Raw genomic sequence first — 14,639 nt, forward strand, 5'->3', positions numbered from 1 at the left:
CTTTTATTTAATCAAGCTTCAGTTTCAATCAATCCATACTTCCCGTCTTTACGCTTGTAGACGATATGTGTACCGTTAGAATCAGCGTCAGTGTAGACGTAGAAGTTGTGGCCGAGCATATTCATCTGAAGAACAGCTTCTTCGCTGTCCATTGGTTTCAGGTTGAATGTCTTTGTACGGACGATATCGAATTCGCTTTCGTCGCTGTCTTCAGGAACCGTTACCGGCTCAAGTTCTTCAATGCCATTTTCCGCGTCAACCGTTGTAGCGAAAAATTCCGGCTCATTTGTTTTTTCACGGAATTTACGATTTACTTTTGTTTTGTGCTTACGAATCTGACGCTCTAGCTTGTCAAGGATCAAGTCAACAGCAGCGTACAGATCTTCATGACGCTCTTCTGCACGAAGAGTCAGTCTCGGCATCGGGATTGTAACCTCTGCCTTCGTCTGCTTATCGTTATACACCTTTAGATTAACGTGAACGTTCGCATCAGGTGTATCGTTGAAATAGCGCTCTAGCTTGTCGATTTTTTTCTCCACGTATTCGCGGATTGCTGGAGTTACCTCAATATTCTCGCCTCTGATATTATAATTCAACATGTAAACTCCTCCTTTGAATCTTAAAAGCTATACTACCTATTTCTCCTCTACCCTTGCTTTATCCTTCTTAATCGTAAAAGATTTTTTAATTTTTTGTCGAATCTATTGCGGTAATAACTGGGTTGTGCCTCAATCAGATGTTTCTTAATATGCCCCGCGGATATGCGGATGTACTTCATTCCGGTAAAAGTCATGAAGCAGATTTAATTCATGCTTTGTAAAAGAAGGTGTATTCAGCGCCTGAAGATTCTCCTGAATCTGGGACTGATTTTTAAAACCTGGAATTGCACACGTCACTTCAGCCTGATCTAAAATAAACCGGAGTGCTGCACGCGTCATATTCTCTCTTCCTTCAATGATCCACTCAAGCTCTTTTGTCAGCTCAACACCCTTTTTAAAACCGAGTCCTGCAAAGGTTTCACCCACATTAAACTGTTCACCGTTTTCATTGAACCTGCGGTGATCATCCTCTTCAAATTCATGATCCAGACTGAATTTATTCGTCAGCAGACCACTTGCAAGTGGAAGACGGGTAATAATTCCCACTCCTTTTTTCTTCGCTTCAATAAACAGTTCCTCTAAAGGCTTCTGACGGAAAATATTAAAAATCACCTGAAGACTTTTAACGTTCGGATTCTGAAGACAGATCAGTCCTTCTTCAACGGTTTCCACGCTGACGCCGTAGTGGCGGATTTTACCCTTTTCCTGCAGCTGATCCAGCACACCAAACACGCTGCCATCCTCTAATATTTCTTTTGGCGGACAATGAATCTGATACAGATCAACCCGCTCCCGCTCAAGACGCTTCAAACTGCCATCCAGATATGCTTCAACCTGCGGCATTTCATATGTTTTTGGATCATGAATGTCACCTGCACGACAAAATTTCGTGGCGATATGAATACTCGACTCCTGACCTTTTGTTGCCTTAGCCAGAAGCTCCTCACTATGACCATCCCCATACACATCAGCCGTATCAAAAAAATTCACACCTCTGTCAATCGCATAATGCAGCGAACGCAGCGCTTCCTGATCATCCGACTTCCCCCAGGCACCACCGATCGCCCACGTTCCGAAACTGAGTTCACTCACACTGAGCTCTGTATTGCCTAATTGACGGTATTTCATTTCATAACACGCTCCTTAGCATCATTCAGCATTCGACTTAATTCTTTAGTTTGATTGTACACCTGTTTGTAGATAGAAAACAAATTTTTGTAAAATTCATTATTTTCCGCTTTCGGTTTGTAGACTGATTCTTCAGCTAAAAACCGGTCTGCGCATTCATTGAAATCACTGAACCAGTCTGACCCGACCGCAGCGATCATAGCAGCCCCCATCCCGGGTCCCTGCTCGGAATTCAATTTCACGATTTCCGCATCAAAAATATCAGCCTGTAGCTGGAGCCAGAATTCACTTTTCGCTCCTCCGCCAATTGAAACAATCTGATTGATTGATTTGCCCGCCTCCTTAAAAATACTGAGCGATTCATTTAGCGAAAACGTAATGCCTTCAAGTACTGCACGTGTAAAGTGACCTCTCGTATGACGTTTATCCATTCCGATAAAACTGCCCCGTACACCCGCATCTGCATGCGGCGTACGTTCTCCTGAAATATAGGGTGTGAACACGAGTCCTTCAGCTCCAGGAGGTGTCAGTGAGGCTTCTTGCACAAGCTCGTCAAATGACAGCTCCGGTGCAAAGTTTTTTCTGTACCACGAGAGGCTATCCCCGGCAGCAAGCGTCACGCCCATTGTATAGTAAGCGCCTGGTATACCATGATTGAAGTAGTGGACCTTACCGTTAAAATCCAGGTCCCCCCTTTTTTCATAAGACAGAACCACACCTGACGTGCCAATGCTGCACATACTGAGACCTTCTTTTAAAACGCCCGCTCCAATCGCACCGCACGCATTATCCGCGCCACCAGCAAACACTTTTACTGAAGATTGGAGGCCTGTTTCTTCTGCTACGTCAGGAAGCAGCTCTCCTGCCTGATCAGTTGAAAACAGCAGCTTCGGGCACCGGCTTTCTTCTATATGAAACGCCTCAAGCACCTCACTGCTCCATTCACCCTTTTCCACATTTAATAAAAGTGTGCCTGCAGCATCTGACAGGTCCATCGCCATTTCGCCTGTCATACGGTATCTGACGTAATCCTTTGGCAGCATAAATTGATGAAGTCTCTGCCAGTTTTCAGGCTCATGCTTTTTCACCCAGAGCATTTTTGGCAAAGTAAAGCCTTCAAGTGCAGGGTTTTTTGTCAGTTCAAACAGTCGCTGCTCTCCAAGCGTACTGACAATCTCCTGACACTCTGCTGTTGTACGGGTATCGTTCCATAAAATTGCCGGACGGATGATTTCACCCTGCGCGTCCACCATCACTAACCCGTGCATCTGTCCTGCAAAGCTGATACCATCAATACGTTCCCCAGGCTCAAGTGATGAAGTGATTTCCTTTAATGCCTGAAAAGTCCCGCTAACCCAATCTTCCGGATGCTGCTCACTATATCCTGATTGCGCATTGATCACAGGGTATTCTTTTGACGCTTCCTTTACGACTTTTCCTTCACGGTTTACCAAAAGCACTTTCACTGCGCTTGTACCCAGGTCGACTCCCACAACATATCTCATCCTGTTTCCTCCTCTTAATGTGTTAAATATGTAAATCCCCCGGACCAATCTGCCCGGGGGATCATTTTACACGCGTACTTCTGACAGCGTCTCAAGCAGATATTGATTCAGCAGTCCCTTCAGACGCTCCTGTCTGCCTGATTCATTTTTAATTTCACCGAGTGACAGCGCATATTGTTCCAGTGATTTCAGATCAGCCTTTCCATTTATAATATCCAGTCCCACACCTTCTGTAAATGACTTATAACGGTTTTCAATCACGCTTTCAAATACGCGATCCTCAATCAGTTTAGCCGCCACTTTCGCACCAATCGCAAAGCTGTCCATACCTGCAATATGTGCTTCAAGCAGATCTTCCTGTGCAAATGATGCCCGCCTCACTTTCGCATCAAAATTCAGACCGCCTGAACCGAGTCCGCCATTCTGGAAGATCTCCACCATTGCAAGCGTGGCAGCATACAGGTCAGTCGGGAATTCATCCGTATCCCAGCCAAGCAGCGTGTCACCCTGGTTTGCATCAACTGAACCGAGCATCCCGTTAATTCTTGCAAGGCGCAGCTCATGCTCAAATGTGTGACCTGCAAGTGTTGCATGATTGGCTTCAATGTTAAATTTGAAGTGATCAGCCAGGTCATATTTCTGCAGGAATGACAGGCTTGTTGCCACATCAAAGTCATACTGATGCTTCGTGGGCTCTTTTGGCTTAGGCTCAATCAGGAATTGGCCTTTGTAGCCGATCTCTTTTGCATAATCGACTGCTAAATGAAAGAAGCGCGCCATGTTATCCATTTCGAGTTTCATATCCGTATTTAAAAGCGTTTCGTATCCTTCACGTCCGCCCCAGAATACATAGTTCTCAGCACCAAGTCTTTTCGCCGTATCAAGTCCTTTTTTCACCTGGGCAGCCGCATAAGCGAAGACGTCAGCGTTATTCGTTGTTGCACCGCCATGGACGTAGCGCGGATGTGTGAACAGATTCGCTGTATTCCATAAAAGCTTTGTATCAGACGTTTTCATAAAGGACTCAATCATGTCTGTAATTTCATCAAAGTTTTTAAATGACTCCTTCAGCGAACTGCCTTCCGGTGCAACATCCACATCATGGAAGCAGAAGTATGGAACACCCAGCTTGTCAAAAAACTCAAATGCTGCTTCCACTCGCGCTTTTGCAAGATCCATCCCGCTGAAACGGTCCCATGAACGGATCATCGTCGGTGCACCGAACGGATCCGTACCGTCAGCCGTGAATGTATGCCAGTAAGCCACTGAAAAGCGCATCCACTCAGCCATCGTTTTCCCGTTCACTGTCTCATCAGCTTTATAATATTTATACGCCAGCGGATTTTTTGAACCCGCTCCTTCGAATTGAATCTTTCCTTCATTAAAATGTGTCATTTGCCTTCCTCCTCTAATAATCTAATATTGATTGATGCTTTTACACTTAACACGTCTCCCGGCGCAATCGCCTGAAAGCCTGAAGCGGGATCGTTTTGTAAATGTGGTGCATTTGTGATCCATGTATAGGGCTCCGGGCAGATAAATCCTTTTCCTTCATGAAATATCACCCAGTTTGTAAACGTGTCTGATACTTGATAATCAATAAGGATTCTCTCATCAGGTCTGATGATCGAAGCTTTACGTTCACCGTTATCTGTATATGCATCATCCAGCATCACATTTTCAAGAGACGATGGGATATGCGCAGTGCTTCTATTACCAGTCGGGAGGTTTCGGTCATCCAGCTCCCACTGCTCATCAACTGAAGCTTGAAAAATATCAGTTGATGCATCAAATACAAAGCTCGTATGCCAGCCGAATCCTGCAGGCATTTCGTTGTCACTTGAATTTCTGATCCGGCAGCGTTTAGTCAGCGATTCGCCTGTCAGTTCAAAATCAAGCTCCACTTGAAAATGATGTGGAAATCCTTCTGAGATTTCAGGATGATCTGCACTATCAAAAACAGCTGTCAGTGCGGACTTTGACTGACTTTTGATTTTAAACGGACGGTCACTGACAAACCCGTGAATGTGATTATTCAGTACAGGTTCATTTAAAGGCAGATGATAGTCAGTGCCGTTAAAGCTGAACTGCCCATCCTCAATTCTGTTTGGCGGAAAAAGCACCGGTGTACCGAATAAAATCTTTCTTTTTAAGTAAGCTTCCTGATCTCTTGGTGCCCGTAAAATCTCAGTTGATCCTCTTTTTAAAGACATCATATTGGCACCTTCAGACGGAATAATCACAGCTGTTAACTGTTCGTTTTTAAGTTGTATTGCATCATGAAACCATTCCAGTTTGAAGCGCCTCCTTTTTTCTGCTGATCTGAATAAAGCGGTGGTAGGCCGGCACCATGAATGCGACTGCAAAAGTGACGAGTCCGAAGAACGGAAACAGTGCCGGCATAGCTGCAAACAGTAGAACAAGTGCAGCTGCGCTGAATGCCATCAGTAACGTATGAAGCGGACTGATGATTGCGATCAGTGCAGCCTGTTTCACCATCTGGATAAAGCTGAGCTCATAGTGCACCCATACCGGAAAAAGATATAGCGCCACGCCGCCGATCAGCGTGATGAAAAGTACAGTTGCTGCGAGCTGCACCGGATGAGCACCTCCGCTGATGACAAAGAACGCCACCTGCGTCATCAGCAAAATGAGTATGCCCGTAAAGAGCACCATCGGCTTCCATGACTTGATGCAGGCTGTGATAAAAGCTGTGTGGAACGTACGCCAGATTTTTAAGTCTGCTTCCCCGCGCAGCCATTTTCGGATGACGGTGAATGCAGCAATCACTGTCGGCACAGCGGTTAACCCAAGTCCTGCGATCAGATAGCCGAGCCAGATCAGGTTCAGCCATGCGCCTTTTGAGATCCATTCACATATTGTGTACAACCCGTTCAGGGTCTTTTCCATGAACCTCATCTCCTTTAGATTCATCGAGCCACAAAATACTTGTCACACCGCGCGGATAATATTTACTGCCGGCAATTTCCCCGTTAATAATCTGATCACTCCAGCTCCAGAATGACAGTTCAGGATGCGTCAGCCATTTCACATGCGCGGCATCTGCTGAGGAATCGACATCTTTTTGCATAATTTCCCGGGCAATAAACTGGCACAGATATATTTTGCTAAGCCATGAATTGCCGCTTGTCGAAGAAAGCTTCCAGCCGTTGTCATCAAAGAGGCAGATCCCTTTTTTCAGTACTGCATCATAATGAGTGTGAAGCGCTTCTAAGTAGTGTTTAAACGGTCCTTCCTCATCCAGCGCTTTTTCGATCCCAAGTACATATGGGAAAATAAGACCTTCAATCGCCGGGATGATTTTCGAGTCGTTATTTTCACCCATGACTGCCGGAATGTAGCCTTCTGAAGTTGCAAAGGACACCATCGTCTCCGCCGCTTTTTCAGCCTGACTGTAGGCTTGTTTTGCTGAATCGGACTCGTCAAGCTCATTCAGCATTTGTTCAAGCGCTAAGTAAGAAGCCCACGTTTTCCCTGCAAGATACAGATTGTTTCTCGCCTGACCAAGTGATACGTCCAGACTGTCATACGTTGTAATTTCCGCACCGCCCATCGTTCTTGATGAGTCGAGCGCCATGATACCGTTACGTTTCGCCGGCTCAGGATGGTCACGGTTCACCAGACTTTCCAGACAGTCTTTTACGATCTGGGCATTTTGCTTAAGCCACTTTTGATCACCTGACTGCTTCACATAAACAGCCGCTGTCAGAATCCAGTTCACAAGCTGCTCATGTGTCATGTGTGAGAAGCAGCCGTCAATACCATACAGCTCATATGATGAGTACCCTGGTCTTGAAAAAGTATTGGCAACACCCATGTCGTGTGTAAAACTGATACCACCCGGATATGTTTTTTCTTCGCCCGGGAATCTCACTTCGTCACGATAGCTGTAGCGCTCGATAAATAAATCAAGCTCATTTTTAACTGTCCAAGGGTTCATCTTCATTTCAAAAAACAGCTGATCCACTGTCAGGTCAAATGTATTCATCATTCTGTATTCACCTTCATTCACAACCCATAAAGGCTTGCCATCCTGCACTAAAAACTGCGTGCTCCCGTAATAACTTCTGATCGCATGATTCATCATAAAGCGCTGGTCGTCTGACAGGTGCTCTGATTCAGTGAGCTGATTCGCTGCGACTGAGCGCTCTTTCAATTCTTCAAAATGCTCATGTGAATAAGCGGCTACTTCTTCAATCGAATCAAACAGCTTTGTGTAATAATAGCTGCTCTTCATACCGGCCGTAATATTGCCGTCCCTGTAAAAGCTGATGACAACATCAAGCGTCTTCTTCTCACCTGCCGGCACGTCAATAATGAGTGTTCCAACAGTCCCTAAGCCAAACGCCCAGTTTTCCTTATGTGGATCGGTCAGGATATTTTCAAGACTGAAATGCATCGCAGAGTAAGCGTCAGGGTCCTGTGTCGTGATTGCAGTAAATGTCCCCTGTCCAAAGCCCTTTGCATCTATCGTGTCATCAAGTTTCCTGACAGACGTATAAGCATCAGTGCCCTGGTAGCCGAAAAACGCTCTTCGTGTGCGGCTGCCATTTGAATTATCAATCGTCAGTGTTGCAAGCACGCTTGGTACAACGACCATTTTCATTTCTTTGTCACTTGTCTTGTCAGGATCCGGTACGCCCTCAGCTTTTGAATAAATCGCGAGCTCTATATCACCTGCTTTAAAAGTGTCAGTGCCAAGTTTGAAATCACGCTTTACTTCACCTTTAGCGTACTGATGAAGAATTTTAGGTTTGTCAGGGTCAGGATCCATATTTTCGATGTCATAACGCTTACTTTCTTCCTCAGTCAGCTGATGGAAGAATGGAAAAGTATCGTAATGACCTTCACGCTCTTTTGATTCCAGTCCAATATAAACGTTTTGCCCAGGTGAACGTCCGAGTTCGACATCCAGACCGCCGCCTGCACCCGGAAAGCCCAGTGTAAAGCTTGAAAACGCGCCAATTGGTGAATGATGTGCGTTGAAAAATTGATTCATGTGGGTCATCCTTTCTTGTTTATGTATTTTAGTCGTGTATATTGGTTGGTGCAGAGGCGGACTTGTCGCAATTGTTGCCTGAGATGTAGCAATTCCCCTTCAGGTTGTAGCGATACACCTGGCTACTTGTCGCTATTCGGCGCCGGGTTGTACCTTTCCCCGGCCAGGTTGTACCTATCCACCTAAAACCAAGCCGCCTAAAATCTACCCTTTAACAGAACCCGCCGAAATCCCCTCAACAATCCGGTCACTCAGGAAAATAAATGCGATTAAAATCGGCAGGATACTGATTACGAGTGTTGCACCGATTGCACCCCAGTCTGTTGAGTACTGACCGATAAAGTTCTGTATCCCAACTGTCAGCGTTTTGAACTGATCAGCACTGATAAAGGTGTTGATAAATACGAATTCATTCCAGTTGTAAATCATGTTGATAATTGCAGCTGTAGCAATCACGGGTGCTGTCATCGGCAGTGTAATCTGGAAAAAGATTCTGTGAACAGAAGCCCCGTCCATAACGGCTGCCTCCTCCACTTCCCGCGGCAGCACCTGATAGAATCCGTAGAGAATCATAATCGTGATCGGCAGGTTAAATGCCGTGTACGTCAGGATAATCGAGAGCGGGTGATTAATCAGATCCAGGTTTGAAAATGTGTTAAACAGCGGGATCAATGTTGAATGAATCGGGATCATCAGCCCGACCATGAACAGGCCGAGAAACAGACTGCTCTTTTTCCACTTCATTCTTGTCAGCGCAAAAGTTGCCATACTTGCAAACAAAATCGTCAGCAGTACTGCTGAACCTGTATACAGCACACTGTTGAAAAAGTACTGACTGATGTTGCCTTCTGTCCAGACCCTAATATAGTTCTCCCACCTTGGTGTTGCAGGGAGTGCAAATGGTGAGAGTTCGAATACTTCCTGGTTGTTTTTCAGTGAAAATAAAACGAGCCATACGAGCGGGAAGATCTGGAACACGCCGACAATCGCAAGCACGATATAAAGCAGCGTCATGCTGATTGTATGTCTGATCTTCCCCTTACTTTGTTCCGCAGCTTTTCGGCGTGCTAATGCGGATTGTTTTTCAGTCAATGCTTCATTTCGCATAAAGCAGCCTCCTTAATATTGAATATCTTCATCTGACACGGTGACTTTTCTGATCAGCCATGTGATCAATAGGCAGATCACGAGCAGGAAAAATCCGATTGCGCTGGCATAACCGAAATCAAACCGGCTGAACGCCTGACCGTACATGTATGATGCCATTACTTCACTGGCACCGTTCGGCCCGCCATTTGTCATGACATAAATGAGATCAAAGTATTTCAGTGAACCGACAACTGCGAGGACGATCGTTACTTTGATCACGTTCATGATCAGTGGTACTTTGATTTTCCATGCAATATCCCACGCACTCGCACCATCAATCTTTGCTGACTCGACAAGTGACTCCGGAATGTTTTTCAGTGCTGCATAATAGATCAGAATATAAAAGCCTGCGTACTGCCAGATGATCGGGATAAAGATCGCGAACAGCGCAAGTGATGGTTCTGCAAGCCACGCCGGCGGATTTTCTATACCAATAGAGATGAGAAGAGTGTTCAGAATTCCGTTTGTCGGGTGATAAATTTTCATCCAGAGCTGTGCAATCGCAACTGAAGCAAGCAGCATTGGTACGAGGTAAATCTTTCTCAGGAAATTCGCACCTTTAATTTTGCCGGCAAGAACAAGTGAGATCAGCAGGTAGCCGATCAGGCTCAGGGCTGAAAAGACAGCCAGCAGCAGCGAGTGCCAGGCACTATCCCAAAACGCTGCGTCCCTGATTAGTAATGTGTAATTTTCAAGACCAATAAAGGTCATCTGCCCAATTCCATTCCAGTCCATTAAGCCGAAATAGCCGGTCTGAAATATCGGGATGTAAACGAGCGCAAGGAGTAAAAGCAGACCTGGCGCCAGATACAGGGCAATCATTTTTTTACTTGATAAAGCCTGATCCATATGAATCATTCCTTTCATGTTGTCGAGCGGTGTTACTCATTTTTAAAAGTGGGCGGCAGATCTACGTTTCAGGCGGAGAAGGGACAGGTGAGACCATACGGCGAAGCCGTAGGGGCTCACCGCCCGGCCGTGGAAAGCGTCCGCCTGCAACGAGAATCTCAGTCATTCGTCATAAAACGAACTTCTTTTTCCTGATTTTTACGTAAAAGAAAAGACATACCCAAACTGGTGATATGTCTCTTCTTATTGTCAGCAGGAAGCTTACTCGGCGGCGAGCGCTTCTTCGTGCTGTTTGACAAAGTCTGCAGGTGTCACTTCTTTACCGTACAGCGACTGGATCAGGTTCAGGTGCGTTTCTGCAACACCGGCACTCATCTGCACATCAGCAAATAATGTCAGGTTGCTTGCATTGCCCAGTTCATTAAGTACGTCGATATACATCTCAGGCAGATCAACTGCTCCTGTATCTACGACTGTTGCAGGAATCACACCCGCATCCGTTACAGAACGCTCCCCCCATTTTTCAACGAAGAACTTAACGAATTCTTTGGCTTCATCCTGGACCTCAGAGTTTTCAGAGACGAATAATCCTACACCAGGTCCGCCAACCCAGCTGTCGATATCGCCTGCTCCGCCGTCAACTTCAGGGAATTTGAAGAACCCGATACTGTCGCGGAATTCCTGTGGTACATCTTCATTCGTTGTATAGTTAGGCAGCTCCCATGTCCCCATCAGATACATGCCTGCGTTGCCATTCATAAATTCAGATTTACCTTCGTCATTTGATAGACCATTGAAGCCTTTGTTAAATGCATTTGCATCCACAAGCCACTGAATTTCTTCTGCAGCCTGCTCCAGTGCAGGGTCTTCAAATGTGCCTTCGCGGTTGATCGCCTGAGTCAGCACTTCCGGACCTCCGAAGCGGTCAGCTAAATACATGTACCACAGTGAGCCGGTCCAGCGGTCCTTGTTACCAAGTGCGATTGGTGCAACGCCAGCTGCTTCAAGCTTTTCAACAACCTCTTTGAATTCATCATACGTTTCAGGTATTTCAATACCGTGCTCTTCAAAAATCGCTTTGTTGTAATAAACAGGTGCAATATTCAGTTCAAGCGGCAGTCCGTATGTCTGGTTGTCAATTGCATACGCTTCAGTTGTACCTGCTACGAATTGATCCTGAAGTCCGTCACCAAGTACATCATCAAGCGGTGCAAACAATTCACCTTCCACAAACGGCTGAAGATAGCCTGCTGCCCATGTTACCCCTACATCCGGCAGATCGTTTGATGATGATAAAACTTTAATTTTATTTTTATACTGCTCATTTTCAAGCACTTCTGTTTCAATTGTGACGCCCGGATTTGCTTCTTCATATTCAGCGATAATATCTGAAGCAATCATATTGTGCTGCTTAGAGCTGCCTGATGGCCAAAGGTGCATGAACTTCACAACCTTTTCGCTCTCCCCTGCTGTACCGCTTGCTTCTTCCCCCGATGAACAACCAGCCATGATCAGTGCTGCTGTCATTGCAGCCGCAGAAAATGATAACGCTTTCTTTTTCATGTAACGTGTTCCCCCTTTGTTTGTTTGAAGCTGACTTAAGTGTAGCACCGGAAAATTCATGCCGGTAGGTCACACTGATTGGGGAAAATTCCACTTTGATTAGATCGAATTTTCAGTTACTTATGATGTCTCCTGAACTGTCCCGGCGTCAGCCCCTCATACTCTTTGAAAATCTTATTAAAGTATTTAGCTGTCTGATAGCCTGCGATCTCTGCAATATCAGCAACTGGCATAGACGTTGTTAAAAGCAGCTGCTTCGCTTTTTGGATTCTCTTTCTCGTGACATATTCACTGAATGTGAGTCCCGTCTGCTCTTTAAAAATGACGCTGAAATAACTTGGATTCAGATGCACATGCTCTGCAACTTCCTTCAGTGTCATCTGCCTGTCCATATGCATATCTATATAATCTTTCCCAGCTTGAACAGGGGAGGTCATCTGCTTTTGGTCCTGCTCAAGATCAGCCAGTGAGTGATCGGCTGCTTTTTGCATAATGCCTGCGCGCTCCTGGGTAAATTCCTTTTCAAGCGCCTCTTCAACAGATTGAATCAGTTTATTCTTTTGGACAGGCTTGACAAGATAATTGAGTACCCCAAGCCTGATCGCAGTCTGTGCAAATTCAAACTCTGAATGCCCTGAAAGAATAAGTGACACCGGCTTCTGCCCCATCTGCTGAATTTCTTCTATGAGCTCAAGCCCTGTCATCTCCGGCATACAAATATCAGTGACCAGCACATGGACTTTTTCGTTTTGAGCTGTCAAAAGTGCTTCTTTTGCTGAACCAGCTGAGCGGATTCTGAATCTGCCATCCGCCCATACTTCAAGCGACTTTGTCAGTCCTCTCAGCGTAGTCTCCTCATCATCCACGATTAAAATGGTTCTTTCTTTATCCAAAACGCTCACCCTTTGATTCGTAATATGGCAGTTCAAAGAACACCATCGTTCCCTTGCCTTCCACACTTTCGATCTTCAGTCCGCCCGTCTCATGTCCTGCAAAGTGGAGCAGCAGTCTGTGATGAACATTCGCCAGGGCGACACCGTTCCCCTTTTTAGATGAAATGCCTTCAGCTTTCATCGCTTCAGTCACCTGATTCAGTAACTCATCAGACATGCCAGGGCCATCATCGCTCACCATGACCATCACTCGATCCTGTTCAATTTCCGCTACTTCAATTTTGATTTCACCCGGCTTCACTTTCCCTTCAATGCCGTGCATAATTGCATTTTCTACGAGCGGCTGGATCATCAGTTTTGGAATCTGAGAATGGATTTCGTCTGATCCGGCAATATGATCTTCCACTTCAGCCGCTCCCCAAACCGCATTTTCATCACAGACATATACCGCTCCGCATGCTCAAGCTCATCCTGAAGCGTCACCCACTCATTCTTTCGCTTGCCATTTGCAATCGTATACCTAAAGAGTTCGGACATCGTCACCACATGTTCAGCGAGCTCGCTCTCCTCTTTTTCCTCTAAAAGCCAGTAAAGCGCATTCAGCGTATTAAAAAGAAAATGCGGATTAATCTGCGCCTGAAGCGCTTTCAATTCTGCCCGGTTCTGAATCAATTCTTTTTCATACACCACCTGGATCAAATGATTTGTCTGCTCAACCATCTGATTATACGTCTGATTCAATTCATTGATCTCAATGCTTGAAGATCTGATTTTATTTTTCTGCAGATGACCTTCACGTGCTTTTTTCATCGTTTCAGTCAATTTAAATATCGGCTTTGTGATCACCGTTGAAAAGCCGTATGAAGCTGCCCCGAAAATGATCATGCCAAGTACAGCTGACAGTAAAATAATCAGCCCGAGCACACTCGCTCCTGAAGCAAGGACTGTCATCGGCGTCGCAATATACGTCGTCCATCCAGTCACCGGTGACGTTTCCTGAACGAGGATGTGTTCTTCTCCATTCAGCGTGATCCGCTGCTCTCCCTCCTGATCAAGCAGCGCTTCAGCAAAATCTGAATTCGTTGTTATGACATTATCATTCGAGTCAGCGAGTACCTTCGCATCACGATCCTCTGTCCGGTCACCATCAGAGAACCTAAAATAATTCGGATCAATCCGGATCACAAGATACCCACCGCTCGCAAAGCTGCGCTCAATCAGACTGATCCGCCTGATCGCAAGCAGTGAATCCGGATACTGGGGATCCTGTCCAACCCAGATCTGACGCCCCTGCTCATAATCAGCACGCACCACCCAATACGGCGCAACCCGGTCATATAAATATGTATCGTCTAGCGGAAACAGCCGCTCATTCTCAGCACTATACATCTCAAAAGACTGAATCCCGTCAGAATACGCCTGAAATGTGTTTCCGATTGTCAAAAGCGACTGACGCTGCTGAAACGTCGCTTCCTCCCCATCGTATAAACTGGTCAACAACTGCTGAATCGACTGATTTGTTGCCACCTGAGTTGTCAGAAGATCAATCTGACCGTACAGTGTATCCGTCTTCCCGGACGCCTGCACAGCGGTCTGCTTCAACTGACGCTCCGCATTATCACGGAGAATCTGTCCGCCAAAATGATAAGTCGAAACAGCCACAAACCCGAGCACAATCACCATCACAATAAGAAACACAATCGAAATCTGATTGCGAAGCGTATTATACTTCTTCAAACGCTGGACCAAAACACCCACCCCCTAAGCATTTTTCATTTACTTTAACAGACTATTTCGAAATGCGGAATAGGTGAAGGGGTGGATAATAGTTTTACCGCACTCGATTTGGCTGATAGCTACCTCGTTTTGGTACTCACAGCACTCAACCCGGGCGTGTCGCTACGTCAACGGAACGAATACGCACCTCGCCACG

The 14,639-nt window shown here is 45.8% G+C and carries 13 protein-coding genes; all 13 read right to left on the reverse strand.

Annotated features, from left to right (window positions below):
* Nucleotides 1-11 precede the first annotated feature (11 nt).
* The 13 genes from hpf to LG330_RS14170 all read right to left on the reverse strand — a co-directional run bounded on the left by hpf (nucleotide 12) and on the right by LG330_RS14170 (nucleotide 14,455).
* Nucleotides 12-599 (reverse strand): ribosome hibernation-promoting factor, HPF/YfiA family, encoded by a 588-nt coding sequence (hpf, locus tag LG330_RS14110; RefSeq protein ID WP_404404852.1) that lies wholly within the window; start codon nucleotides 597-599, stop codon nucleotides 12-14.
* A 144-nt stretch (nucleotides 600-743) separates the two neighbouring features.
* On the reverse strand, nucleotides 744-1,727 hold the full coding sequence (locus tag LG330_RS14115; RefSeq protein ID WP_404404854.1) for an aldo/keto reductase: 984 nt from the start codon (nucleotides 1,725-1,727) through the stop codon (nucleotides 744-746).
* Nucleotides 1,724-3,232: a xylulokinase gene (gene xylB / locus LG330_RS14120; RefSeq protein WP_404404856.1), complete on the reverse strand. Its 1,509-nt coding sequence runs from the start codon at nucleotides 3,230-3,232 to the stop codon at nucleotides 1,724-1,726. The genes LG330_RS14115 and xylB overlap by 4 nt, the downstream gene beginning before the upstream one ends.
* Nucleotides 3,233-3,298: 66 nt before the next feature.
* Nucleotides 3,299-4,627 (reverse strand): xylose isomerase, encoded by a 1,329-nt coding sequence (xylA, locus tag LG330_RS14125; RefSeq protein ID WP_404404858.1) that lies wholly within the window; start codon nucleotides 4,625-4,627, stop codon nucleotides 3,299-3,301.
* A complete protein-coding gene (locus LG330_RS14130; protein ID WP_404404860.1) occupies nucleotides 4,624-5,598 on the reverse strand; it encodes an aldose 1-epimerase in 975 nt (324 codons plus the stop codon). The genes xylA and LG330_RS14130 overlap by 4 nt, the downstream gene beginning before the upstream one ends.
* A complete protein-coding gene (locus tag LG330_RS14135) occupies nucleotides 5,510-6,142 on the reverse strand; it encodes a YesL family protein (RefSeq protein ID WP_404404862.1) in 633 nt (210 codons plus the stop codon). The genes LG330_RS14130 and LG330_RS14135 overlap by 89 nt, the downstream gene beginning before the upstream one ends.
* Nucleotides 6,105-8,252: a glycoside hydrolase family 52 protein gene (locus LG330_RS14140; protein ID WP_404404864.1), complete on the reverse strand. Its 2,148-nt coding sequence runs from the start codon at nucleotides 8,250-8,252 to the stop codon at nucleotides 6,105-6,107. Before LG330_RS14140 ends, LG330_RS14135 begins: the two co-directional genes overlap by 38 nt.
* 204 nt (nucleotides 8,253-8,456) lie before the next feature.
* Nucleotides 8,457-9,266, reverse strand: coding sequence for a carbohydrate ABC transporter permease (locus LG330_RS14145; protein ID WP_404409627.1), 810 nt, complete (start codon nucleotides 9,264-9,266; stop codon nucleotides 8,457-8,459).
* Between the two features lie 105 nt (nucleotides 9,267-9,371).
* Nucleotides 9,372-10,250, reverse strand: a complete 879-nt coding sequence (locus tag LG330_RS14150; RefSeq protein ID WP_404404866.1) for a carbohydrate ABC transporter permease — start codon at nucleotides 10,248-10,250, stop codon at nucleotides 9,372-9,374.
* Nucleotides 10,251-10,511: 261 nt separating this feature from the next.
* The gene (locus LG330_RS14155; RefSeq protein ID WP_404404869.1) at nucleotides 10,512-11,813 is read right to left on the reverse strand and encodes an extracellular solute-binding protein; all 1,302 of its coding nucleotides are present in this window, start codon (nucleotides 11,811-11,813) and stop codon (nucleotides 10,512-10,514) included.
* A 116-nt stretch (nucleotides 11,814-11,929) separates the two neighbouring features.
* Nucleotides 11,930-12,715, reverse strand: coding sequence for a response regulator (locus LG330_RS14160; protein WP_404404871.1), 786 nt, complete (start codon nucleotides 12,713-12,715; stop codon nucleotides 11,930-11,932).
* Entirely contained in the window at nucleotides 12,699-13,112 is a 414-nt protein-coding gene (locus LG330_RS14165; protein ID WP_404404873.1) for a sensor histidine kinase, read from the reverse strand. The genes LG330_RS14160 and LG330_RS14165 overlap by 17 nt, the downstream gene beginning before the upstream one ends.
* Nucleotides 13,058-14,455 carry a sensor histidine kinase gene (locus LG330_RS14170; protein WP_404404875.1) on the reverse strand — a complete coding sequence of 466 codons (1,398 nt, stop codon included), beginning with the start codon at nucleotides 14,453-14,455 and terminating at the stop codon, nucleotides 13,058-13,060. Before LG330_RS14170 ends, LG330_RS14165 begins: the two co-directional genes overlap by 55 nt.
* Nucleotides 14,456-14,639 lie beyond the last annotated feature (184 nt).

The sequence above is a fragment of the Jeotgalibacillus malaysiensis genome, assembly GCF_044789845.1.
Classification (GTDB): Bacteria; Bacillota; Bacilli; order Bacillales; family Jeotgalibacillaceae; genus Jeotgalibacillus; species Jeotgalibacillus malaysiensis_A.

Bases quoted from the DNA above. Each gene is read 5' to 3' on its own strand.
- xylB (WP_404404856.1), bottom strand. From the start codon at position 3,232: ATGAGATATGTTGTGGGAGTCGACCTGGGTACAAGCGCAGTGAAAGTG.
- LG330_RS14145 (WP_404409627.1), bottom strand. From the start codon at position 9,266: ATGACGCTGCTTTATATCGTGCTTGCGATTGTCGGCGTGTTCCAGATC.
- hpf (WP_404404852.1), bottom strand. From the start codon at position 599: ATGTTGAATTATAATATCAGAGGCGAGAATATTGAGGTAACTCCAGCA.
- xylA (WP_404404858.1), bottom strand. From the start codon at position 4,627: ATGACACATTTTAATGAAGGAAAGATTCAATTCGAAGGAGCGGGTTCA.
- LG330_RS14155 (WP_404404869.1), bottom strand. From the start codon at position 11,813: ATGAAAAAGAAAGCGTTATCATTTTCTGCGGCTGCAATGACAGCAGCA.
- LG330_RS14135 (WP_404404862.1), bottom strand. From the start codon at position 6,142: ATGGAAAAGACCCTGAACGGGTTGTACACAATATGTGAATGGATCTCA.
- LG330_RS14115 (WP_404404854.1), bottom strand. From the start codon at position 1,727: ATGAAATACCGTCAATTAGGCAATACAGAGCTCAGTGTGAGTGAACTC.
- LG330_RS14140 (WP_404404864.1), bottom strand. From the start codon at position 8,252: ATGAATCAATTTTTCAACGCACATCATTCACCAATTGGCGCGTTTTCA.
- LG330_RS14150 (WP_404404866.1), bottom strand. From the start codon at position 10,250: ATGGATCAGGCTTTATCAAGTAAAAAAATGATTGCCCTGTATCTGGCG.